The following is a 21854-nucleotide window of genomic DNA, read 5'->3' as shown; positions in this document are numbered from 1 at the left end:
AGTGGCACGGTGGGGGCGGGGGCTGCCCGCCCCCACCGCGTCCGGGTTACTGCCAGTACTGCTCGGCGTACGAGTCGTACTCCTCGCCGAGCGAGGTCTGCACCTGCTCGGGTGTGGCCGTTCCGTTGGCCAGCTCCTGGAGGTTCGCCACGATGGCGTCGTAGAACGTCGGGGTCGGCCAGTCGGGGTAGAACGCGAGGCCGTCCTGCGCGGTCACGGCGTTGAAGGCGGAGATGAGCTTCAGGCTCGCCTCGTCGGTGATGTCGGCTTCATTCGCGGCCACGGGAAGACCGCCGTTGTTGCCGATGATCGCCTGGATCTCGGGGCGCATCGTGATGTCGATGAACTTGTAGGCCAGTTCCTTGTTCTGGGCGTTCTCGGGAACGACCCAGAGGTTGCCCGAGGAGCCCAGGCTCAGGTCAGAGCCCGGGAAGGGGAACAGCCCGAGCTCGAAGTCGGTGATCTCGCTGAGGAAGCGGCCGTACCACCAGCTGCCCGACACGAAGATCGGGTACTGCCCGGCGATGAATGCGGTACCGGCATCCTCGGCCTTCATGCCCGCGACATCCGCCGAGATGTAGCCGGCGTCGATGTACTCCTTGAGGGTTTCGGTGGCGTAGGAGATCTGCTCGCCCTGCCAGTCGACGGGGTTCGCGTAGAGCTGGTAGTCATCGACCCACTGACGATCTGCCTGGCTCAGGGCGAGCTGGTACCACAGCTGACCGAGGGGGTATTCAGCGCCGGCCTCGGCCAGCGGCGTGATCCCCTCTGCGACGAACGCGTCGAGCACGTCGATGAACTCGTCGTAGGTCGTGGGCACCTCGAGGCCGGCTGCCGCGAACATGTCCTCGTTGTAGTACACCGTGACGAACTCGCCGTAGTTGGGCACGCCGTACCAGGTGTCGCCACCCATCACGCCGTCGGCGCTGTACTTCGCAGTCGTCTGCAGCGACGGCGCGAGCAGCTCATCCCAGCCGTACTCGGCGACGACCTCGTTCAGGTCGGTCAGCAGACCCTGGCTCGCGAGCAGGCCCGCGGTCGCGTTCCCCTTGTTGTACTCCATGACATCCGGGGCCTCGTCGGAGTTGAGGACCTGGCTGGCGGTGGAGCGGATCTGCTCGAAGCCCTTGGCCTCAAACTCGACGGTCACGTCGGGGTTCTCCTCCTGGAAGACCTCGATCGCAGCATCCCAGGCTTTGCCCATCGCGCTGTCTTCGCCTTCGTAGTGCCAGAGGACGAGAGTGTCTCCGCTCTCGCCTTCGGAGGAGCCCGAGCATCCGGCCAGGGCGAGTGCGGCTACGGTCATCGCGCTCGCGGCGACCAGTGTTCGCTGTGTGGTGCGGGTGAAGCGTGCCATCGGTGGCACTCCTTTCTTGGTGACCTGCGTCGGTCGGGTGTTATCGGAAGGGCTGTGAAGTTGTGGGTGGAAAGTCATCGAAGCGTTTCGACAAACGACACGCGTGGGCGGGGTCGGTGGTGGGTTCACGGACCCGCGACCGTCTCCGAGGCGCCGTCCGCCGACCGGACCCGGGGCCCGATCGAGTCGCGGGACAGATACGTGGGCGCAACAAGGTGAAGCCCCGGCTCCGGCCGGTCTCCATCAAGGCTCTCAAGCGCGAGCTCGACGGCACGATTGCAGGACTCGGCAGGGATGAGCGGAAGCGCGTCGATCGGTCGAGCCAGAGTGTCGATGTCGAAGCTGTTGCCGACCGAGATGAGTGACAGGTCATACGGCACGCTGATCTGGCGCTGATCGAGCTCGGACAGCACGATGGCGTGCGCGTCCTCGTTCGAGTGCAGGATCAGCGCCGTGACCCCGGCAGCCAGGAGCTCGGACAGCGCTGCACGACATCCGTTTCGATCGGTTTGGACCCGCCCACTGGCCCGAAAGAACGTCTCGACGCCCAGCTCAGCCGCCCGGCGCTCGTACGCTGCTCTCACCCGGGGCGGGAAGTTGGACTTGTCGTAGGCCGTCTCGGTCATGCCGAGCATGCCGATGCGCGTGTGGCCGAGGGCGGCAAGCTTGTCCACTGCAGTGCGCGCCGCCGCCTCGAAGTCGAGGTCGACGCACACCAATCCGTCGTGGTCGTCGGGCACGCCGATGAACACGGTGGGCGTGGCGATACTGCGCGCCAACGCCACGCGCTCGTCGTCGGGCGCGACATCCAGGACCAGGATCGCGTCGGCAAGACCACTCGAGGCGACGCGGCTCATCCCCGACACGGCCTGCTCCTCGGTCAGCAGCAGGATGTCGTAGTCATGGCGACGCGCGGCAACCGCGGTCGCCAGCACGAACGCCATGTGAGTCGGCACATGGGTGTCGGTGCGCAGCGGCTCGGTGAGCGCGAAGATGTTGGTGCGGCGCCCCGCCAGCATCCGCGCGCTCGCATTCGGGCTGTACCCGAGCTTGGCGACGGCGTCTTCGATCCTCTTGCGGGTCGCCGGCGATACGGGGCGCTTTCCGCTGAGTGCGTACGACACGGTGCTGATCGACACGCCGGCAGCCTCTGCCACCTCGTTGATCTTCGCCATGACGACTCCGCTGTTGTCCTACCGGGTACTCGAAGCGCTTCGCTAAACGCTTCGACGGCGATGTTATGCACAGAAGATGCCGAGCGCAACCTTTTGTCTCCATGAACAACAAACCGTGATGCGTTCGTGATCGCCGGCGGGCGGACCCATCGCGGAGCCACGCCCGCGGGGACCGTCCGCAAGATGTGAACCCCCAGGAGGCTGGAGTGAGCACATTGCGTGAGGATGAGGCGCCGCTCCGGGCGCAATTGTGGCGATTTGACGCACTTCGACGCGTTCGGTCATAATCGGCCGCATGACTGACAACGCGCATGTCCTGTCCGCCTGGGAGGCGAACGGAACTGCCGGCATGATGATGGCCGGCCGCGCAGTCATGTGTTGTCGAATGTGTCGCTGACGACACGTCAGCGGGGCGCCTTCTGCACTCCAGATCGCGCGACCCCTCGCCCCTTCCCCGAGCGCGTCCCTCCGATCCGCTCGACACCGACCTCACGGGTCACCGCAACACCTCTGCCCGAACCGTCCGGGCCCTCCGCAAGGACCATCATCCCCATGTCGAACACCGCCCTTCTCACCCGCCCCGCTCCCACCCGTCACCTGCACGCGGTTCCCGCGATCACCGAGGAACCGCCCGCCCGCACCCCGCGCGGCTTCGCTCTCTACGTCGGACTCGACGAAGCCAAAGCCGCCGCCGCGGGCGTATCGCTCCCGGTGCTCGTCGATGCGCTCCGCCGCACGCTCGCGGAGCTCGCTCCCGACGCCGAGACCTATGCCACGGTCGCCCTCGCTCCCCGCGGCGCCGGCGGCCGCGATGTCGACGTCGTGCGCCGCGCCCTGCGCGAGCCCTCCGCAGTAGCCGCGGTCACCGCTGCGACCGAACCCGAGGACACTGACCGCTCGGCTCGCGGCGTGGTGTTCGATATCTCCCGCAAGCGCGTGGTGATCGACGGGGAGACAGCGCCCTTCACCTTCACCGAGTTCGAACTGCTGCAGTACCTCGTCCTCCGCGAGGGGCGCACGATCGAGCGGTCTGAGCTCGTGTCGTCGCTGTGGCAGAGCGGTGAGGACGGCGAGGTTCCCGGCGAGCGAACGATCGATGTCCACGTGCGCCGACTGCGCTCCAAGCTCGGGCGCTATGAAGACATCGTGCGCACGGTGCGCGGCGTCGGATACCGATTCGACCGCCATGCCGACGTCGTCATCCGCTACGGCCACGGCACCCCCTCGCCCGACCGGTTCTGAGCGCTCCTGGCAGCGCACGGGTGCACGCGCGACACCATGCATTCGGTTCGGTCGCGCCCTGACGCGGATCTCGCTGCCCCGCACCCACACGACGACGCGACCGAACGATCGCCACACCGCCGGATGTCTCCGCACGCACGTATCGTGATCGCATGACATCGCTCGCGCCGACTCCCGCGACGGCAGCGCTGAGCGCACGCCGCGACCGGCGCGCCGCAACCGGCGCGCGTGAGGCACGTCCGATCGAGACCGTCTATCACCCGCGACACCCGCTGGACCTGCGCGCGACGGTCGGATTCCAGCGACGCGGGGCGCACGACCCCACAATGACGGTCGAGGGCTCCGTCATCTGGCGCGCCAGCCGCACGCCGCTCGGCGTCGCGACCATCGCGTTGCGTGGCGCTTCCGACGGCTCGGTGCGCGTGGCAGCGTGGGGCGCGGGAGCGGAATGGGCACTCGACCAGGCGCCGGCGCTGTGCGGCGCCCAGGACGACACGACGGGGTTCGACGCCGCTCGGCATCCCGTCGTCGCGCACCTCGCACACCGCAACCCGGGCCTTCGACTGGGCCGCACCGACCTCGTCTTCGATGCGCTCGTGAGCTCCATCGTCGAGCAGAAGGTCACCGGACTGCAGGCGTTCGCCGCCTGGCGCCGGATCGTGACGACGCACGGAACGCCAGCGCCGGGACCGACTCCGCGGCAACTGTTCGCACCCCCCGCGATCGACGGATGGCGACGCGTGCCCTCGTGGGCATGGCACCGCGCCGGCCTCGAACCCCCGCAGTCTCGGACGATCGCGCGGATCGCTGAGCGCGGCGCATCGGTCGTCCGCGCCGTTCTGGGAGCCCCGGATGCCGAGCAGATCGATCGGATCCTGCTCAGCCAGCCCGGGATAGGCCCGTGGACCGCGGCCGAAACGCGCATCAAAGCGTTCGGCGATCCCGACGCCGTCAGCGTCGGGGACTATCACCTGGCGCACGACGTGGGCTACGCGCTCACCGGATCGCGCACCGACGATGACGGCATGCTCGAACTCCTCGCCCCGTGGGAAGGTCATCGGCAGCGCGTCATCCGTCTCCTGGCGTCCGGCGGTCCCCGGGAGCCGAGGCGGGGCGCCCGGCTTCACCCCGAAGACCACCGCTTCCGCTGAGTTTCGGGCGAGGTTACGCCTCGTCCTCCGGCGCGAGGTCTCCCTGTCCCATCTCGCCCAGGTCGGCGTGCAGGGGATCCTCCCCCTGCGTCTCCGGCTGCACGTCCGATGCCGGTTCCGCATCGGGCTGAGCCGCAGGATTGTGCTGTCCTGACGCCGCTGCGGAGTCTGACGGCCGTTCCCCGCTCGCCTGGACATCGGGATCGATGTCCACCGTGGCATCCTCGACGGAACCGTCCTCCGACGAACGCTGCGGATCGACCGTGGAGTCCGCTCCTTCGATCGGCGCGATCTGCTCGACCACGTCAGCTTCCTCGAGCGGATCGCGGGCACTGTCTGTCATGTCGGCTCCCTCCCCCGCCTGGCGCCGTCCGCGCAGCGGGTATCGCACCAGCGTGCGCGACGGTACCGAGCGCGGGGAGGGCCTTGACACCCGTGGGTGGCGTCCGGCTCCGACCGTCACATCTCTTCGTGCGTGTCGGGGTCCCCGTCCCAGAGACGCCCTCGCTCGAGCGCCGAGATCGCCGCGACCTGCTCCTCGGTGAGCGAGAAGCCGAAGACATCCGCGTTCTCGCGCTGACGCCCCGCGTGACCGGACTTGGGGATCGGCGTCGAGCCCAGGTGCACATGCCAGCGCAGGACGACCTGGGTGGGGCTGACCCCGAGGTCCGCCGCGAGGCCCGTGATCACAGGCTCGCTCAGCAGTTCGGAGCGGCGCGCGAGGGGACTCCAGCTCTCCGTACGGATGCCGTGCTCGGCGTGATACGCGCGCAACGTCGCTTGCGGGAAGTAGGGGTGCAGTTCGACCTGGTTCACGACCGGCATCACGCCGGTCTCGCCCTGGAGGCGGTCGAGCATGGCTTCCGTGAAGTTGGATACCCCGATCGAGCGGACGAGACCCTCGGCCCGAAGGTCGATCATCGCCCGCCACGTGTCGACGTAGGCGTCGACACTCGGGTTCGGCCAGTGGATGAGATACAGATCGATGCGGTCGAGGCCCAGTCGCTCGAGGGACTCGCGCGCACTGCGGCGGGCCTGGTCGTATCCGTGGTCACGGCCCGGGATCTTCGTCGTCACGATCAGCTCGTCGCGGTCAAGGCCGCTGCGGCGCACCGCCTCACCGACCTCCCGCTCGTTCTCGTAGTTGACGGCCGAGTCGAGCAACCGGTAGCCGGCCTGGATCGCCGAAACGATCGCATCCGTGCCATCGGCACCGCGCAGGTTGTAGGTGCCGAAACCGAGCTCGGGAAACGCGCTGCCGTCGGCGAGGGTCACGGTGGGGATCGAGATCATGCTTCCATCCTGCCGCGTTGCGCCGACAGGAAGGGCCGTCAGCCCAGCAGGCGCTCGAGGACCCGGATGACGCCGTGGTCGAGGTTGGACGGTGCGCGGTAGCGGGCGGCCGCGACGATGTCCGGATGCGCGTTGGCCATCGCGAATGAGAAGTCGGCGGCGTCCATCATGTCGAGGTCGTTGAGGTAGTCCCCGAACACGGCGGTCTGCTCAGGGGTGACATCCAGCAGATCCTGGATCGCCCGCAGGGCCCGGCCCTTGGAGACGCCCGCGTTCATGACATCCACCCAGTGGTGACCCGATACGACCACCTGGTGTGTCAGTCGGTGCCGCTCGAGCGCAGGAGCCGTGTGCTTCTCGCCATCCTCGACATCGAACACCGCGACCTTCAGGATCTCATCGTCTACGGCGGTCAGATCGGAGACGTCAGCCAGACGGGCGTAGTACTTCTCGGCCTGGCTGCGGAAGGCAGCATCCGTCCGCTCGATGTATGCCGAAGCCTTGCCGCACAGGACGACCCCCACGTCGTGGCGGAAACCGCGGATGTCCTCGAGGAGCTCGTCGACGAACACGCGGTCCATGGGATCGGAGCTGAGCTCGTCGTCCCCACGCGTCACGAGAGTGCCGTTCTCGGCGATGAAGACGAGCTCGTCACCGTGGGCTCCGAACTCGCGGCGCAGCGTCGCGTGCTGCCTGCCGCTTGCGGGGGCGAAGGCGATCCCGGCCTCCCGCAGCCGGTCGAGCATCGACCACAGCCCCGGCGGAACCTTTCCGTCGCCGTCGAGCAGGGTGCCGTCCATGTCCACCGCGATCAGGCGGATCTCGCTGCCTCGGCCGGCCAGAGCATCGAGGTCGGTCGGCTCGGACGGAGTTCGGGCGGCGGGGTCATCGGTCACGCCTCCATCCTGCCCGAGGCGCGCACCTGCCAGGATCGAGCCATGAACCGCCACTGGAGTCCCCTCGCCGTCGCCTATCTCGTGCTCGCGGTCGCCGGCCTGGGAGGAACCTGGTACTTCAACACCCTCGCGATCATCCAGCTGCGGGACTTCATCGGCGACCTCGTCACAAGTGGGCCCGCGGTCTCGTCGATCACGGTCGATCTGCTGGTGGTCGCGATCGCCGGTTGCGTCTTCATCGTGGTCGAAGCGCGACGGCTCGGGATGCGGGGGGCGTGGCTGTACATCCTCGCGTCGGGGCTCACCGCGTTCGCATTCACCTTCCCGCTGTTCCTGGCGATGCGTCAGAGGCGGATGTCGCAGCTGGCGGCATCCGTCACACCGATGCCTCCGCATCGGCCGGAGTGAGCGCGTGGGCCTCGGGCCAGCGCGGTGAACCGCCGACGACCCAGTAGGCGAGCCCGACGACCGCCGCGCCGCCGACGAGGTTTCCGAGCCCGACCCACAGCATGTTCGTGCCGAAGGCAAGCCACGTGGCGCTCGGAACGCCGGTCGCAAGTCCCAGCGTGAACGTCGTCATGTTGGCCACCACGTGCTCGAAACCCGAGGTGATGAACGCCAGCAGAGCCCAGAAGATGACGACGAGCTTCGGACCGTCGGTCGTGGAGCGGGCCACCATCCAGATCGCGAGGCAGACGAGCACGTTGCAGAGGATGCCGCGCACGAACAGTTCGATCGGCGACTCGTGCGCCTTGGCATCGAGCATCCCCTCGAGCATCGCGCCAGCGGCGGGATTCGCGTGGAGGACACCGGAGGTCGCGACGAGGAGCCCGAACAGCGCGGAGCCGAGAAGGTTTGCACCGAACGTGAACCCGAGCGCGCCGGACGCCGGACCGGGCGACGTGGCGCGCATGAGCGTGCCCTGCGTGAGTGTCATCATCGACGAGGTCACCAGCTCGGCGCCCGCGAACACCACGAGGGTCAGCGCGACGCCGAAGACGAGGCCACTGACGAGCTTGGCCCACCCCTCCCCCGCCTCGGCGAGCGGTCCGGCCGCATTGAGCATCAGCACGACCGCCACGCCGACGTAGGCGCCGGCGAGCATTCCCGAGACCGCGAACCGCATCGGATGCCGCATCCCCTCGATCTTGTGGAGGGCGGCGTCGGCCTGGAGGTCGAGAGTGTCTTCGATCGTGCGCACATCGGCACGGTACCGCTGTGGTCAGGCCACATGTAGGGGCGGAGGTCCCTGTCCCGGCTCGCCGCTCCCGCGTGGAGTTGTTCACCGGCCGGCTCGCCCTATGGAAGAGTATGCCTGCAGTCATTTTCGGGGGGACATCGTCATGCATCGTGCTACTCGCGCGCTCGCGACCGCCGCAGCCGCCGCTGCCCTGACCGTGAGCGTGTGTGTCGCCCACCCCGCGGCCGCCACCACCGACCCCGAAGACACCGGCGCCGCACCCAGCACCGTCCTGGAGAGGATCACCGAGGCCACCCGCGCGGGCGCGACCTCTGCCGAGGAGCTGTCCGCCGCCGCCGCGCTTCCGGTCGAGGGCGCGGGAAGTCTTGCCGCGGACAGTGCGGGCCGCCTGACCGTCACCGTCACCTTCACCTCGCGTCCCACAGCGGCAGACATCGCCGCTGTCGAAGCGATCGGCTCCGTCAACCGGGTGCACCGCCTGACCCCGACCGTCGAGGCATCCGTGGAGCCACAGAACCTCGATGCGCTCGCAGCGGTGCCCGGAGTGAGTTCGGTCGTGCCGGTCGTCCGACCGAGCACGGGGCGCGAGGCGGCGGCCGGCGCCCTACCGCCCGGCGATTGGAGCGAGTTCACGCGGGCTGCTCCGTTCGCCAGCGCCGATGCATCCTGTCGCAGCCTTCCCGTCGAGGCCGACGAGCCGCACCGCTCCGATCGTGCCCGCGACGTGTATCGCGTGGACGGGAGCGGCATCACGATCGGTATCATCTCGGACTCCTACGCACGGTTCACGGAGACGACGACACCCGAGGAGGACGTCGCCGCCGGATTGCTGCCGGGACCGGGCAACCCGTGCGGATACGAGACACCCGTCCGCGTGCTCGACGACTCGCAGGAGGGCAAGGACGAGGGTCGCGCCATGGCGCAGCTGATCCACGGGATCGCGCCGGGCGCAGAACTGGTCTTCGCGACCGGCTACGCGGGCAGTGCCGCGACCGCCGATGCCATCCTCGACCTCGCCGACGCCGGAGCCGACATCATCGTCGACGACCTCGGATTCGCCGACGAACCGTACTACCAGCAGAGTGTCGTGTCGCTCGCGATCGCCCAGGTCCGGGATCAGGGAGTGGCGTATTACAGTTCCGCGGGCAACAGTGGTGTCCAGGGCGCCGAGGGCACCCCCAGCGAGGGCAAGCCCATCTCCTCCTGGCAGACGACGGCCTACCGGGGGATGGACTGCCCTGACTGGGTGGACCCGGGGGCAGGCGTCGAGCGCTACGACTGTCTCGACTTCGACCCCGGCGTCGGCGCGGACCCCACCCTGACGTTCGGCCTGTTCGAGAGCACGGCACCGGTCCTGCAGCTGAGCTGGGCAGAACCGCAGTACGCGGTGGCGACGGAGTTCGGGCTCTTCGCGTACACGACGGATGCCGAACCTCGCGCGGTCAGCGCGCCGAGCGTCGTGGATCCTGCCGTCCCGGTGCAGCTGTCGGGCTTCACCGAGGATGCCGACACTGCCGACTATCAGCTCGTGCTGATGCGGGATCTCACCGGCCTCGCTGACGAAGACGTGACCTCGCCCGCCGTGTGGATCACGTTCTTCACCGGAGTCGAGAACCTGACGTGGCTCGAGTACGACGAGAGCGCCGGAGACGACCTGGTGGGACCGGTCAGCTTCGGCCACCCTGCTCACGGCGATGCGGTGGGCGTCGCCGCCGCGCCGTGGGACGGGGCGGGCTCACCCGAGTCGTTCACCTCCCCCGGCCCGGGATTCCTGCGGTTCGCCCCTGTGGACCCCGCCTCGGGTGAACCGTCCGAGGAGTACGACGAGCTTGTCACGGTACCCGCACCGTCGATCACGGGCGTCGACGCGACGCAGACGAGCTTTTTCCCTGCCGACACCACCGACGGAGAGCATCGCTTCTCCGGGACGTCAGCGGCGGCCCCGCACGTCGCTGCGATCCACGCGCTCGCCGCCCAGTACGCACCGGAATCCAGCGCCGACGAGATCATCTCGGCGATCCTGGACACCGCCGCGGGGATGACCAACCCCTTTCCGGAGTACCTTGCGGATGAGGAGGTGTTCGGAGCCGGCCTGGCCGACGCCTACGGAACGCTCGCCGCACTTCCCACGCCCACGGTCTCGGGACTGAGCGCCGAGGCGATCGCGGCCACGAGCATCGCCGTCAGCTGGGATGCCGTGGAGACCGCGAGCGGCTACCACGTCGAGCTGCGCTCGAGCGACGAACTGATCGATGCGGCAACCCTCGCCGACGACGAGACCGCCGTCACCTACGCCGACCTGAACCCGGAGACCTCCTACGCGGTGACCGTCTCGGTCGTCGACGGCGAGGGCTACGCCGGCACGGGCGTGACGGCATCCGTGACGACACCGCGCCCGCCGGAACCGACCCCCCTACCCACGCCACCGACACCTGATTCGCTGACACCGGGCGGCACCGGAGGTATCGCAGCCTCGCCCAGCGCGCTGACTGTCGGAGACAGCGTCACCGTCACCGGCCTCCCTCCCCTGAACTGGGTGTCCGGATACCTGTACTCGACGCCGACGTCGCTCGGATGGGCATGGACGGGCGCGTCAGGCACCGCGACCTTCACGATCCCCGCAACGGTGCCGGCGGGCGCTCACCGGCTCGCGGTGCTCGCGGCCGACGGCACGCTGCTCGGATGGACCGGCGTGAGCGTCGCAGCCGACTCAGCAGTTCCCGCAGCCGTGAACACCCGGGCCTCGCTCAGTGCGACCGGACCGAGCGAGAGTCCCGCGGTTCTGCTTCCCGCAGCGGCGTTGATCGTCCTCGCCGGAGCCGGCCTTGCCGCAGCGGCGGGCAAACGCCGACGGCGGCTCTGACCCGGCTCAGCTCCGCTGGCTGGCCAGCACCCTGGCGTACTCACGCGCGGCCGAGTCGTTGCGCACGCCGGCACGGGATCCGGCGAGCTTTGCCGCGATGTGTTCTCCCACCGTGATCGGCTCGTACAGGTCGGGATGGTCCGCATCTACGCACGAGGGCAGCGTTTCGATCAGTGCATCGACATTGCCGTCGTGGAAGAACGCAGCGGACCGTCGCCGCTCGATGGTGCCGTCGATCACGGGCGGCTTCACGCGATGCAGCGTCGACATCCACCGCTCATTGGTCCACCGAGCGGTCACATCGCCGAGGTTGATCAGCAGCGCGTCGTCGGCCGGCGCCACATCGTTCCATGAGCCGTCCGCGCCGAGCACCTGCAGACCCTTGACCTGATCGGCCCACAGGATCGTCACGATCCCGTAGTCGGTGTGCTCTCCCATACCGACCAGATCACCGTCCAGGGTCACATCCGTGCCGGGCGGGAGCGCGTAGTTGTTCATACGCATGACATCGAGAGAGTGGTCGGTCCGGGAGGCGAAGAACTCCGGGTCGAGCCCCAGCGCGTCGGCGAAGATCCGCGTCATGACACGGGCGACGCGCGCAGCCTCGCTGAAGTAGGCCTGCACCTGAGACGGGAATCCGTCGATCGCGGGCCAGATGTTCTCGGCGTAGTCGGGCTGCGGGAGCTCCGCCATGTGAGGATACGTGGCGGCCGATGCTCCGATGTTGAACGCCTCGAAGAAGTCGTTCATGCGACTGGCCTGCTCGACACCGAGGCTGAGGCTGAGAGACTCTGACTTCGGCGGGCTGTACCCACGGTTGATCTGAGGCGGCGTGCGGTACCCCTTCTTCGCTTCGAGGTCGAGCGCGAAGAAGGCATCCATCGCCTCGGTGAGCCCGCGGATGACGGCATCCGGGATGCCGTGGCCGGTGATCTGGATGAACCCGACGGTGCGGCACGCATCGTCGATGCGCCGGGCGACCTCCGCTTTGGCCTCGGGTGTTCCGTCTACGACGTAGGCGGTGATGTCCACGAGGGGAACCTGGAATGTCATAGCAACTCCTTCTCGAGCCGCTTCATGCTTTCCACTCGCCCACCCGGTGTGGGCTTTCGCTTTCATGAGCGTTGCTCGTCACGATACGCGCGCAGCGTTTCGCCCGGGTTACACAGAGCCAGACGCTCGATCACGCGCTGCTACGCTCGCGGCGTGGGCACCGCTTCGATGACAGCCGCGGCGCTGGCCGCGGCGCTGGAGTCGGCGGCGAGCGATCGCGACGCCGAGACGTCGCGGCGCTTTTTCAAGACCGGGCCGGGAGAGTACGGCGAGGGCGAGGTGTTCCTCGGGGTGCGTCTGCCCGCACTCCGCGGCGCCGTGAAGGTCTTCGATCGCCTGCCGCTCGAGGAGACCCAGAAGCTGCTCGCCAGCCCGATTCACGAGTTTCGGCTGGCCGCAGTGCTGGTGATGGTCAGGCAGTTCGAGCAGGCGAGCAGGCCGCGAAGCCGGAATGAGGGCGCACGTGCTCGTCTGCACGAGGCGTACCTGACCGCAGCGACGCGCGGCTCTGTGAACAACTGGGACATCGTCGATTCGAGCGCCGAAGTTCTCGTCGGGTCATGGCTGCGCGACCAGCCCGATGCGGTAGCACGCAGCGTTATCGATCGACTCCTCGGCAGCGAGAGCCTCTGGGAACGACGGATCGCCACGATCGCCACGCTGGCCTGGACGCGCGCGGGTGACCCCCGGCCCGCGTTTCGGGTGGCGCTGGCTCTCCGGGCAGACGACCAGCCCCTCATCCACAAGGCCACCGGCTGGATGCTGCGCGAAGTCGGCAAACGCGTCAGTCACGCCGAACTCGTCGCGTTCCTCGACGAGCATGCCGGCGCCATGTCGCGGACGACGTTGAGCTATGCCTCGGAACACCTCGATGCCGACGAGAGGGCGCGGCTGCGCAACATCCCGAGGAGCTGACCGGGGCGGCTCACCGATGCTGATCGATCAGGATCGGGTTTCCGTCGGGATCGACCACGACGATCGACCCCGGCCCCGAGCTCTCCTCGTCGACCGTCTCATGCAGTTCCACGCCGCTCTCGCGCAGACGCCGCTGGATGTCGCGCACATCCGAGAAGGGATCCACCGCCTGACCGCTCTCATCCCATCCCGGATTGAATGTCAGGATGTTGCGCTCGAACATTCCGGCGAACAGACCGATCACCGCGCTCCCATTGCGCATCATCAGCCAGCCCTGCTCCGCCTCGCCGCCGAAGGCCTCGAACCCGAGACGCGCGTAGAACTCGCGTGAGGCGTCGAGGTCGGCTACCGCGAGGCTGAGGGAGAACGCTCCAAGGTCCATGGCACCCACCGTTCCGCTCGTCGTCGTTGCGCACCACGGTAACACCGGGTCGGTCTGCCGTCTGCCTCCCCGGATGCCGCGGGCGAGATCGTGACGCTACTCGGACAGCGAGCGGCTGAGGACCGAGAGCGTGGCGGCCTGGGCGGCTCGGGCGCTGTCGCCGCGACGGGCGACGAGCAGACCCACCACGGACTCGGTCACGAGCATGAGGGCCGCACGCGACGTGTGGACCAACTCCTCGTGGAACGAGTCGTTGACCGGAGCGACGATGAGTGAGACATCCGCCGCCTCGGCGACCGGGGAACGCGGAAAGGACGTGATCGCGAGCACACGCGCCCCGCTCGCACGTGCTTCGGTGACGACATCCAGCGAGGCACGGTTCGCCCCCGAGCCCGAGACGACCAGACACGCTGAGGTCGGCCCCAGCTGCTTCGCGGCGATCTGCTGACCGAGTGTGTCGGGCATGTACTCCGTCGGGCGGCCCGCGGACGTCAACCGCATCGCGAGGTCGATGCCCAGCGGCGACGAAAGCCCGTTCGCCGCGACGAGCAACCGCTGCGCCTGATCGATCTCGCGGACGAAGGCCTCCAGTCCCGCCTCGGTGAGGGCAGACACGGTGTGACTCAGCCGCGACGCGAACCGGTCAACCGCCCCGCGCAGCGCGCCGAGCATCGTCCCATCGGATGGCGCGACGGGAGCACCACCCAGCGATACCTCACGAGCCAGCGCGACCCGCAGCTGCGGGTACCCTTCGTAGCCCAATGACTGCGCGGTGCGGATGACGCTTGCCCGCCCGACGCCCACGAGATCTGCCATCTCCTGCGCTGTGCGCTCGATCGCAGCCTCCACGTCGGCGACGATGGACTCTGCGACTCGGCGCTCGGTCGGCTGAAGAGACGGAGCGAGCATCGCGATTCTCATCGTCGGCGGCGTCTCAGCGGATCCCGACCACATCCTGGCGTCCTTTCGAGGATCGTCTGATTCCGCGCACCCGGGCCCCCTGCGTGATCCGACGGCGTATCGCTCCCGAGATCGCATCGATCGTCATCGTGGCGACGACCACCACGATCAACAGCATTCCGACGGTATCCCATTGCCGGAAGTTGGTGTAGTTGGCCAGCATGCTTCCGATTCCGCCCGCACCGACGAGCCCGAGCACGGCCGATGTGCGGATGTTGATCTCGAAGCGATAGAGCGCGAACGACATCAGCGCAGGAGCCGCGGCCGGCCACAGCGCCCACCGGGTGACCTCCGCCGTGCCGCCGCCCGCCGCGCGGACGGCCTCGGAGGCGCCCTCCTCGACCGACTCGATGGTCTCGTAGACCCACTTACCCTGGGTACCGATTCCCGCGATCCCCAGGGCGAGGGCTCCCGTGAAGGGCGTCAGCCCGGTCACGGTCAGCAGAAGCAGGGCGATGATCACTTCCGGGACGGCACGGATGACGGCGAACACGCCCCGAAGCGGCAGCCGGATCCAGGCGGGACCGACACCCCGAGCTGCCAGCATCCCGAGCGGGATGGAGACCAGTACACAGAGGATCGCACCGATCCAGGCCATCGAGATCGACCGCCACGTCTCGAACAGAGCGCGCGGGAGTTTCTCCCAGTTGGGATCGGCGAACATCAGCGCGCCGTAGTGGAGGATTTCTCCGGGAATGGCGCCGAGGTCGCTCCAGTCGATCGGCAGCCCGGCGGTGGCCCAGAGCACGACCGCACCCACGATGACAGCGGTGAGCGTCGAGGCGAGGCGAGACGGTGGCGGAGGAAGCTCCAACCCGAGTTCGCGCGCGGAAGCGGATGCGCTCATGTCAGCCGCTTTCTAAGGTAGTTCGAGAACACCTCGATCAGGACGACGACGACGAGGATTTCGAGGACGATCACCGAGACGTCGTCGTACGCGTAGAACGCCCGCCGTTCATCCAGCAGCCGACCAATTCCGCCCGCCCCGACGATGCCGAGGATCGCCGAAATGCGGACGTTGAGCTCGAGAGTGTAAAGCCATTGGTTGGCAAACAGCGGCCACGTCTGCGGCAGCGCAGTGGTGCGGTTGATCTGCGTCTGGGTCCCGCCCGCGGCCCGCCCCGCCTCCATGTACGCGTGGTCGGCGGAATCGATCGCTTCGGATACGAGCTTGACGACGATGCCGATGTCGAACAGAAGGAGGGTCAACACACCCGGCAGCACGCCGACGCCGATGATCGCCACCAGCACGGTGGCGTACACCAGATCCGGCACGGAACGGATGACGTTGATCACGGCGCGCACCAGACGGCGCGAAATCGCGTGGGGATTCGTCGGGACTGCCGCCCACAGGGTCAGCGGCACCGACACGAGCGCCGCGAAGAACGCGCCGACAACCGCCATCTGCAACGTCTCGAGCATCGGCCCGATCGTGCGCGGAAGGAACGAGAAGTCGGGCTGCAGGAACTGGGCGAGGAGGCCGGAGCCGTTGCTCCAGTTCCGGATGATCGCACCGAAATCCAGCTCGATCCCGCCGATCGCCGGGATGCAGGTCGCGACCGTGAAGGTGACGACCGCGAGCACGATCAGCGCTGTCCGTCCCCGCGCGTGCGGACGCGCGGGGAGCGTGTATCGCGAGAGCGCCTGGCTCACCGGTCGAGCCGATCGATCGGTTGGATGGGACGCCCGTAGATCTGCTCGAAGTCGGCATCCGTGGCGTCGGCGGCCAGGCCGTCGTACACGAGTTCACCAGCGCGAAGACCGATCATGCGCGTCGTGTACTGGCGCGCCAGGTCCATGAGGTGGATGTTGACCAGCACCGTGAGGCCGTCCTCGACGTTCACCCGGCGCAGGTCGTCCATCACGGCGTGGGCGGTGGGCGGGTCAAGGCTTGCGACGGGCTCGTCGGCGAGCATGATGCTCGGCTGCTGGGTGAGGGCGCGGGCGATCGCGACGCGCTGTTTCTGTCCCCCCGAGAGCTGACCGGCGCGCACCCACACCTTCTCGAGCATCCCGACGGCATCGAGCGAGCGAAGCGCCAGCTCGCGGTCGGCGGCGCTCGTCAGTCCGAGAAGGGTGCGGTAGGTCGGCGTGTGCGCGAAGCGCCCCACGAGCACGTTGCGGTACACGCTCGCCCGGTCGGCGAGGTTGAATCCTTGGAAGATCATGCCGATGTGACCGCGCAACCGGCGCAGCTGCCTGCCCCGCATGCCCGTCACCACCGATGGTCCGACCGTGATCTGCCCGTCCGTCACCGGCACCAGGCCGTTGATCGCGCGGATGAGGGTGGACTTGCCCGATCCCGACAGACCGACGATCGACACCATCTCGCCGGCGGCGATCTCCAGACTCACGCCACGCAGCGCACGAGTGCCATTGGGGTAGACGACCGAGACGTCCTTGAGACCGATCGCCCACGCGGCGGGCGACGGCGCGGGCGCGGAGGCCGAGGGGGTGTCCTCGGCCTCCGCGCGCTGCGGATCAGTGTGCATGCACCGCGACTTTCTGTGCGGGAACCGCGCGGTTCGATCAGTTCTGGAACTGCGCGAGGATCTCGCCATAGCGCGTGATCTCCTCCGGAGCAGTCTGGTCCGTCCAGTCCGAGAGGCCCACCAGGTCGAACATGACAGTCTTGGCCTCCTCCGAAGAGTCGGCGTAGCCGTCCATGAGCTCCGTGAGCTGCGAGACGAGGTCAGCCGGGAGCGCGGAGGAGACCGCGACACCGCCGTTGGGGATCATGTCGGTGTAGGCGAAGGCCACAACCTTGTCGGCGATGTCGGTGGCCTCTTCGGCGACCGTGGTGCGCGCGTCCCAGTAGGCGAAGCCCACCTCGGCGTCGCCGTTGTAGACCGCCAGGACCGCGTTGTTGTTGCCCTCGACGGGGATCTGCACGATTCCCGCGTCGGTGTCGATCCCTGCCTCGCGCATCGCGACCACCGGATACTGGTATCCGGCAGGCGAGGTCGCCGCTTGCAGCGCGACCTTCGTGCCCTCATCGATCTTCTCGAGGGCATCCAGCGCCGCAGGACCCTGCCCGGTGGCGTTCTCGCCGTCGCCTTCGATGCCGTTGCAGTACGACAGTTCGATCCCGCTGGCCGCGTAGGTCGACATGATCGGCGCTTCGGCGCAGTACTTGTCGGGATTGTTGGTGAACGCGACCGACGCATACGAGGTAGCCCCGAAGCGCACGTCACGCAGGATGAGCTCTGCGTCGTAGCGGTTCATCGCGTTGTAGAGCGAACCCGCGTCGGTGATGATGACCTGCGCCTGGTCGGTTCCCAGCGCCTCGACAGTCGCGGCGTAGTCGGTCGCGACGACGCCGTTGACCTCGATCCCGAGGTTCTCGGACAGGTAGGTCGTGAGTGGGTCGAGCGCCTCCGCGAGGTCCTCACCCTCGACGGACGGGACGAGCGAGATCGTGATCGATTCGGGCCAGGCGGTGTCGGTCGAGCCGGACGCGGAGGGGTCGGAGGCTGCGGAGCAGCCGGCGAGGGCGAGGGCGGCAACGGCCGCGACGCCCGTGACCATCAGGGACTTGCGCATGTCAGAAGTGCCTTTCGAGTGGGATGGTGCGGGAGGACCCGGATGCCGCGGATGCGGCCCAGGCTTCGATATCGGGGTAGAGGTCGTGGAGTGTGGCCCCGCGCATCGTCACGGGGGCAGTGGCGCGCGACGCCGTCGCGCCGACGAGCGCGGTGTCAGCGCCGAGGTCCATGGCAGGCGCCAGATCGAGGTCGACGATGTCGCCGACCGAGAGCACGGGGCCCGTCTCGAGGGCGTGAGCGAGGATCGGCCGCAGCCCGTCGGGCTTGCCGACGGCGAAGTGCAGCGCATCGAAGGCCTCAGAAACCCCCCAGGTGGACAGGAGGGGAAGGATGCTGTCGCTGGGCGCGTTCGTCGCCAACAGGATCTGCGCATGACGCGTGATCCGCGTCAGGAACGGGGCGAGACCCGTGGGAGCCGCCACGGGCGCGTCAGCCGACCCCAGCAGGGCGCGCGACGCGAAGTAGGACTCGCTGAGGACGCTCGCGTCGATTCCTGCGTCCTCCGCGAGCGAGCCGACGACGTCATATCCGTCGCGGTAATCCGCGTTGCCGGCCTCGAAGGCCGCAAGCGCGATCAGCGCTCGGTCAAGGAAGCCGGGGTCTCCCGCGAGGCGGGCCGTAGCCCGGGCGAAGGCGACGATCGGCCCCGTACCGAGGGCGAGAGTACCGTCGAAGTCGAACACGATTGTCGCTGTCACAGATCTGCTTTCCCGCCCGCAACGATTGGGACGTTGCGTCCATGGTTGCATCATCATGTGGACGTTTCGGCCATGAGAAGGTGAACAGCTCGTGAAATCCGGGGCGGTGCGCCCCCCGCTGGCCGTCTACGCTGGGGGCGTGCCGGAGATCCTGGAGGCCGCGTCCGCGCTCGCGATCCACGACCCGGGCGCCGCTCTCGATTCGGAGCCCTGGCTCGGTGAAGCGATCGACGCCGACGCAGCGGCCGGCCGGTTCGTCGTGTGGGGCCGATCCACCGTGATCGACGAGAACACCCGCGAGCCGGTGCTGAGCCGTGAACTGTTCGCGGCACTGCATGAACGTGCGCGCCTGGACGCACAGTGGCCCGTCGGCAACGCCGGACTCCTCCACGTCTACGGCTATCTCCTGTCGCCGGTCATGACGCCGTTCGGACGCAAGCACGAACGGTGGACGAGAGGCGAGCTCGCGGCCCTGTGCGGCCTTCCTTCGAGCAGCTTCATCCCCTGGGCGAGTCGACGCACTCTGCTCGAACGAGTCACGGCAGCCGGACAGGCGGTTCTGGATCGACACCTGTGCCGGATGCAGGATCTGGGCGACGTGATCGCCCACATCGCCCTGACCCGCACGCACGGTGCGGCGGCGCTGGCCTACGCGCTGCAGACGCCGACGACGGGCCGGCGCATCGTGACGATGTTCCCGGTAGCGGATGCGGCGGCGATTCTCGCCGACATCGACTCCACGGCGCAGCGGCCACGCTGGAACGCCATCCTCCCGGGGGCGGGACTCACGCAGACATGAGGTTCTCGCGCACCACGCGGCGCAGCACCTTGCCGATCTGCGAGCGCGGCAGATCGGGTACCTCGACGATGCGCTTGGGCACCTTGTACGCGGCCAGGTGCGGCCGCACGAAGTCACGTAGCGCGGTCGAATCGAAGTGAGCTCCGTCGCGCATCGTGACGGCGGCGACGACATCCTCGCCCCCCGACGACCGCGGCAGCCCCACGACCGCGGCCGAATCGACATCCGGATGCAGCGTGAGGACCTGCTCGACCTCGCTCGGGCTGACGTTGAAGCCGCCCGTGATGATGAGCTCCTTGACCCGGTCGATGACCGTGACGAAGCCGTCTTCCGAGACCGTCACGATATCGCCGGTGCGCAGCCACCCGCCCTCCAGCAGCGTCGCCGCCGTCTCGTCGGGGCGCTGCCAGTAGCCCTGGAAGACCTGCGGTCCGCGGATGAGCAGCTCCCCGGCTTCGCCGATGGCGCGATCGGTTCGCGGGTCCTCGGGATCGACGACACGGATTTCCGTGCTGGGGAACGGCACGCCGACGGTGCCGGGGCGACGGGTGGGCCCGATGGGGTTGCCGAGGGCGACCGGCGAGGATTCCGTCATCCCGTACCCCTCGACCAGGAGCCCGTCGCTGGCCTCCTCCCACCGGGTCACGGTGCGAATCGGCAGGCTCATCGCACCCGAGATCGCAAATCGGATGCTGCGCAGATCGATCCGGCGATGAGCGGCAGCCCGCGCAAGGGCGTCGTAGATCGGCGGAACGGCAGGCAGGAAGGTGGGCGGCGACGACTTCGCGGCAGCGATGACCGAGTCGACGTCGAACCGCGGGAACAGCACGATACGCGCCCCGATCGAGATCGCGAACGTCAGGCACAACGTCAGCCCGTACGCGTGGAACAGCGGCAGCACCGCATAGAACGTCTCGGCGCCCTCCTTCAGCCCCGGCACCCACGCCCGGCCCTGCGCGGCGTTCGATCGCAGGTTTCGGTGGCTCAGGATCGCCGCCTTGGGCATGCCGGTTGTCCCGCTGGTCAGCTGCAGCAGTGCCGTGTCATCAAGGCCCGGGGTGGCGACCTTCGCCGGCAACGGGCGGGAACCGGCGAGGCTCTTCCATGCGACAAGCCTCTTGGCGGTCGGAGCGGCCGTCATCGCTTCGCGGGTCTTGCGCGCCGCGGGCAAGGGCAGCCGGAGGGCCAGACGCTTCACGAACGGCAGGGCGTCAGGCATCCGGACCGGCACGATCGCCTTGGGTCTGATGTCCGAGGGCATCTCGGCGATGGTGTCGGCCACCTTGTCCCACACGATCGCGGCGACCGCGCCGTGCACCTCGAACTGGTGGCGCAGCTCGCGCGCCGTGTAGAGCGGGTTGTGCTCGACCACGATCGCACCCAGCCGCAGGACGGCATAGAAGGCCACCACGTGCTGCGGACAGTTCGGCAGCACGAGCGCGACCCGGTCGCCGGGTTTCACGCCCTGCCTGCGCAGACCGTTCGCGACCCGTTCGACCTGCTCGCCGAGTTCCTTGTAGGTCGTCGTCGCCCCGAAGAACTCGAGCGCGACAGCATCGCCGTAGCGGGCGACGGATGCCGTGAGCAGGTCGACGAGCGTCTGATCGACGGGGTCGATCTCGGCGGGCACGCCGTCGGCATACGCGGCCAGCCACGGGCGGTGGGCCAGCGGGGATGAATCCTGGGCGTGCGTCTGGCTGCTCATCGTCTCGTTCCTCGGTCGGCTACGCGGCGCCAGTTTACGGTCCCCGCCCCCGTGCCGGGGCCGCGGCGGGGCCGTCCGCCGCGGCGCGGGCCCGGTGAGCCCACGCCGCGACGACGGGACTCATGCGGTGACGCTGGCACTCCAGGTGACCCCGAATCGGTCAGTGAGCATGCCGAAGCCGGCGCTCCACGCCGACGCGGCCAGCGGCTCGACGATGACGGCGTCCACCGCCAGCGCGTCCCAGTATCCCTGGAGCTCGTCGAAGCTGTCGGACCCGATCGAGACGAACAGGGCCTGGTCGGTGAGGGTGGTGTTGTTTTCGCGGCGGGTCGAGCCGCCGCCGGCGATCGAGCCCTCGGTCTGGCCGGGGATGTCATAGCCCATCACCCGGAAGCCGTTCTCTGCCGTTAGCAGACCGAACACCACCTTCTCGGCGCCCGGCAGCTCGGCCGGCATGCCGAAGTCGGCGTACGTGTTGATCACGGCGTTGCCGCCGAAGACGGACTGGTAGAACTCCAGCGCCTGGCGCGCATCGCCACGGAAGTTCAGGTGCGGGGTCGTCTGAATGGTCATGTCTTCTCCTTGATGAGAGTCGGCCCGATCGGCTCGACACCTCCAC

Annotated in this window: 22 protein-coding genes; 6 read left to right on the top strand and 16 right to left on the bottom strand. The window is 68.4% G+C overall.

Going from position 1 to position 21854, the window contains the following annotated elements; all coding sequences use genetic code 11:
• Positions 1-46: 46 nt before the first annotated feature.
• Positions 47-1357: an ABC transporter substrate-binding protein gene (locus tag ACSGC5_RS01065; RefSeq protein WP_434968778.1), complete on the bottom strand. Its 1311-nt coding sequence runs from the start codon at positions 1355-1357 to the stop codon at positions 47-49.
• Positions 1358-1482: 125 nt separating this feature from the next.
• Positions 1483-2532 carry a LacI family DNA-binding transcriptional regulator gene (locus ACSGC5_RS01060; protein WP_434968777.1) on the bottom strand — a complete coding sequence of 350 codons (1050 nt, stop codon included), beginning with the start codon at positions 2530-2532 and terminating at the stop codon, positions 1483-1485.
• Positions 2533-3084: 552 nt separating this feature from the next.
• Between ACSGC5_RS01060 and ACSGC5_RS01055 the strand changes: the two genes are divergently transcribed.
• On the top strand, positions 3085-3774 hold the full coding sequence (locus tag ACSGC5_RS01055; protein WP_434968776.1) for a winged helix-turn-helix domain-containing protein: 690 nt from the start codon (positions 3085-3087) through the stop codon (positions 3772-3774).
• A gap of 152 nt (positions 3775-3926) precedes the next feature.
• Positions 3927-4925 carry a DNA-3-methyladenine glycosylase family protein gene (locus ACSGC5_RS01050; protein ID WP_434968775.1) on the top strand — a complete coding sequence of 333 codons (999 nt, stop codon included), beginning with the start codon at positions 3927-3929 and terminating at the stop codon, positions 4923-4925.
• A 13-nt stretch (positions 4926-4938) separates the two neighbouring features.
• Here the strand turns inward: ACSGC5_RS01050 and ACSGC5_RS01045 are convergent, their stop codons facing one another.
• From ACSGC5_RS01045 to ACSGC5_RS01035, 3 genes are all read right to left on the bottom strand, one after another.
• Positions 4939-5268 (bottom strand): hypothetical protein, encoded by a 330-nt coding sequence (locus tag ACSGC5_RS01045; RefSeq protein ID WP_434968774.1) that lies wholly within the window; start codon positions 5266-5268, stop codon positions 4939-4941.
• A gap of 116 nt (positions 5269-5384) precedes the next feature.
• Positions 5385-6218: an aldo/keto reductase gene (locus ACSGC5_RS01040; RefSeq protein ID WP_434968773.1), complete on the bottom strand. Its 834-nt coding sequence runs from the start codon at positions 6216-6218 to the stop codon at positions 5385-5387.
• A gap of 38 nt (positions 6219-6256) precedes the next feature.
• Positions 6257-7114, bottom strand: a complete 858-nt coding sequence (locus tag ACSGC5_RS01035) for an HAD family hydrolase (RefSeq protein ID WP_434968772.1) — start codon at positions 7112-7114, stop codon at positions 6257-6259.
• 42 nt (positions 7115-7156) lie between these two features.
• Between ACSGC5_RS01035 and ACSGC5_RS01030 the strand changes: the two genes are divergently transcribed.
• On the top strand, positions 7157-7522 hold the full coding sequence (locus ACSGC5_RS01030) for a DUF2834 domain-containing protein (protein ID WP_434968771.1): 366 nt from the start codon (positions 7157-7159) through the stop codon (positions 7520-7522).
• Here the strand turns inward: ACSGC5_RS01030 and ACSGC5_RS01025 are convergent.
• The gene (locus tag ACSGC5_RS01025) at positions 7491-8315 is read right to left on the bottom strand and encodes a formate/nitrite transporter family protein (RefSeq protein ID WP_434968770.1); all 825 of its coding nucleotides are present in this window, start codon (positions 8313-8315) and stop codon (positions 7491-7493) included. The two genes, ACSGC5_RS01030 and ACSGC5_RS01025, sit on opposite strands and share 32 nt — an antisense overlap.
• A 142-nt stretch (positions 8316-8457) precedes the next feature.
• Between ACSGC5_RS01025 and ACSGC5_RS01020 the strand changes: the two genes are divergently transcribed.
• Positions 8458-11178 carry a S8 family serine peptidase gene (locus tag ACSGC5_RS01020; RefSeq protein ID WP_434968769.1) on the top strand — a complete coding sequence of 907 codons (2721 nt, stop codon included), beginning with the start codon at positions 8458-8460 and terminating at the stop codon, positions 11176-11178.
• A 6-nt stretch (positions 11179-11184) separates the two neighbouring features.
• Here the strand turns inward: ACSGC5_RS01020 and ACSGC5_RS01015 are convergent, their stop codons facing one another.
• Positions 11185-12231, bottom strand: coding sequence for an isopenicillin N synthase family dioxygenase (locus ACSGC5_RS01015; RefSeq protein ID WP_434968768.1), 1047 nt, complete (start codon positions 12229-12231; stop codon positions 11185-11187).
• A 153-nt stretch (positions 12232-12384) separates the two neighbouring features.
• Here ACSGC5_RS01015 and ACSGC5_RS01010 point away from each other — a divergent pair, with 153 nt between their 5' ends.
• The gene (locus tag ACSGC5_RS01010; RefSeq protein ID WP_434968767.1) at positions 12385-13146 is read left to right on the top strand and encodes a DNA alkylation repair protein; all 762 of its coding nucleotides are present in this window, start codon (positions 12385-12387) and stop codon (positions 13144-13146) included.
• A 10-nt stretch (positions 13147-13156) separates the two neighbouring features.
• Here the strand turns inward: ACSGC5_RS01010 and ACSGC5_RS01005 are convergent, their stop codons facing one another.
• The 7 genes from ACSGC5_RS01005 to ACSGC5_RS00975 form a co-directional block, all read right to left on the bottom strand.
• Positions 13157-13528 (bottom strand): VOC family protein, encoded by a 372-nt coding sequence (locus ACSGC5_RS01005; protein ID WP_434968766.1) that lies wholly within the window; start codon positions 13526-13528, stop codon positions 13157-13159.
• 96 nt (positions 13529-13624) lie between these two features.
• Positions 13625-14437, bottom strand: a complete 813-nt coding sequence (locus ACSGC5_RS01000; RefSeq protein WP_434968765.1) for a MurR/RpiR family transcriptional regulator — start codon at positions 14435-14437, stop codon at positions 13625-13627.
• A gap of 25 nt (positions 14438-14462) precedes the next feature.
• On the bottom strand, positions 14463-15335 hold the full coding sequence (gene phnE, locus ACSGC5_RS00995) for a phosphonate ABC transporter, permease protein PhnE (protein ID WP_434968764.1): 873 nt from the start codon (positions 15333-15335) through the stop codon (positions 14463-14465).
• Positions 15332-16141, bottom strand: coding sequence for a phosphonate ABC transporter, permease protein PhnE (phnE, locus tag ACSGC5_RS00990; protein ID WP_434968763.1), 810 nt, complete (start codon positions 16139-16141; stop codon positions 15332-15334). The genes phnE (ACSGC5_RS00995) and phnE (ACSGC5_RS00990) overlap by 4 nt, the downstream gene beginning before the upstream one ends.
• On the bottom strand, positions 16138-16980 hold the full coding sequence (gene phnC / locus ACSGC5_RS00985) for a phosphonate ABC transporter ATP-binding protein (protein WP_434968762.1): 843 nt from the start codon (positions 16978-16980) through the stop codon (positions 16138-16140). Before phnC ends, phnE (ACSGC5_RS00990) begins: the two co-directional genes overlap by 4 nt.
• A 37-nt stretch (positions 16981-17017) precedes the next feature.
• On the bottom strand, positions 17018-18031 hold the full coding sequence (phnD, locus tag ACSGC5_RS00980; protein ID WP_434968761.1) for a phosphate/phosphite/phosphonate ABC transporter substrate-binding protein: 1014 nt from the start codon (positions 18029-18031) through the stop codon (positions 17018-17020).
• 1 nt (position 18032) lies between these two features.
• Positions 18033-18731, bottom strand: a complete 699-nt coding sequence (locus tag ACSGC5_RS00975; RefSeq protein ID WP_434968760.1) for an HAD family hydrolase — start codon at positions 18729-18731, stop codon at positions 18033-18035.
• Positions 18732-18870: 139 nt separating this feature from the next.
• On the opposite strand from ACSGC5_RS00975, the gene ACSGC5_RS00970 reads away from it, so the two are divergent.
• Positions 18871-19530, top strand: a complete 660-nt coding sequence (locus ACSGC5_RS00970) for an amino acid deaminase (protein ID WP_434968759.1) — start codon at positions 18871-18873, stop codon at positions 19528-19530.
• Here ACSGC5_RS00970 and ACSGC5_RS00965 read toward each other — a convergent pair.
• Positions 19517-21235, bottom strand: coding sequence for a long-chain-fatty-acid--CoA ligase (locus ACSGC5_RS00965; protein ID WP_434968758.1), 1719 nt, complete (start codon positions 21233-21235; stop codon positions 19517-19519). The two genes, ACSGC5_RS00970 and ACSGC5_RS00965, sit on opposite strands and share 14 nt — an antisense overlap.
• Before the next feature lie 120 nt (positions 21236-21355).
• The gene (locus ACSGC5_RS00960) at positions 21356-21808 is read right to left on the bottom strand and encodes a VOC family protein (RefSeq protein WP_434968757.1); all 453 of its coding nucleotides are present in this window, start codon (positions 21806-21808) and stop codon (positions 21356-21358) included.
• Positions 21809-21854 lie beyond the last annotated feature (46 nt).

Origin of the sequence: Microbacterium sp. bgisy207 (genome assembly GCF_965345035.1) — a bacterium.
Taxonomy (GTDB): Bacteria; Actinomycetota; Actinomycetes; order Actinomycetales; family Microbacteriaceae; genus Microbacterium.
This window is presented reverse-complemented; position numbering and strand designations above follow the sequence as displayed.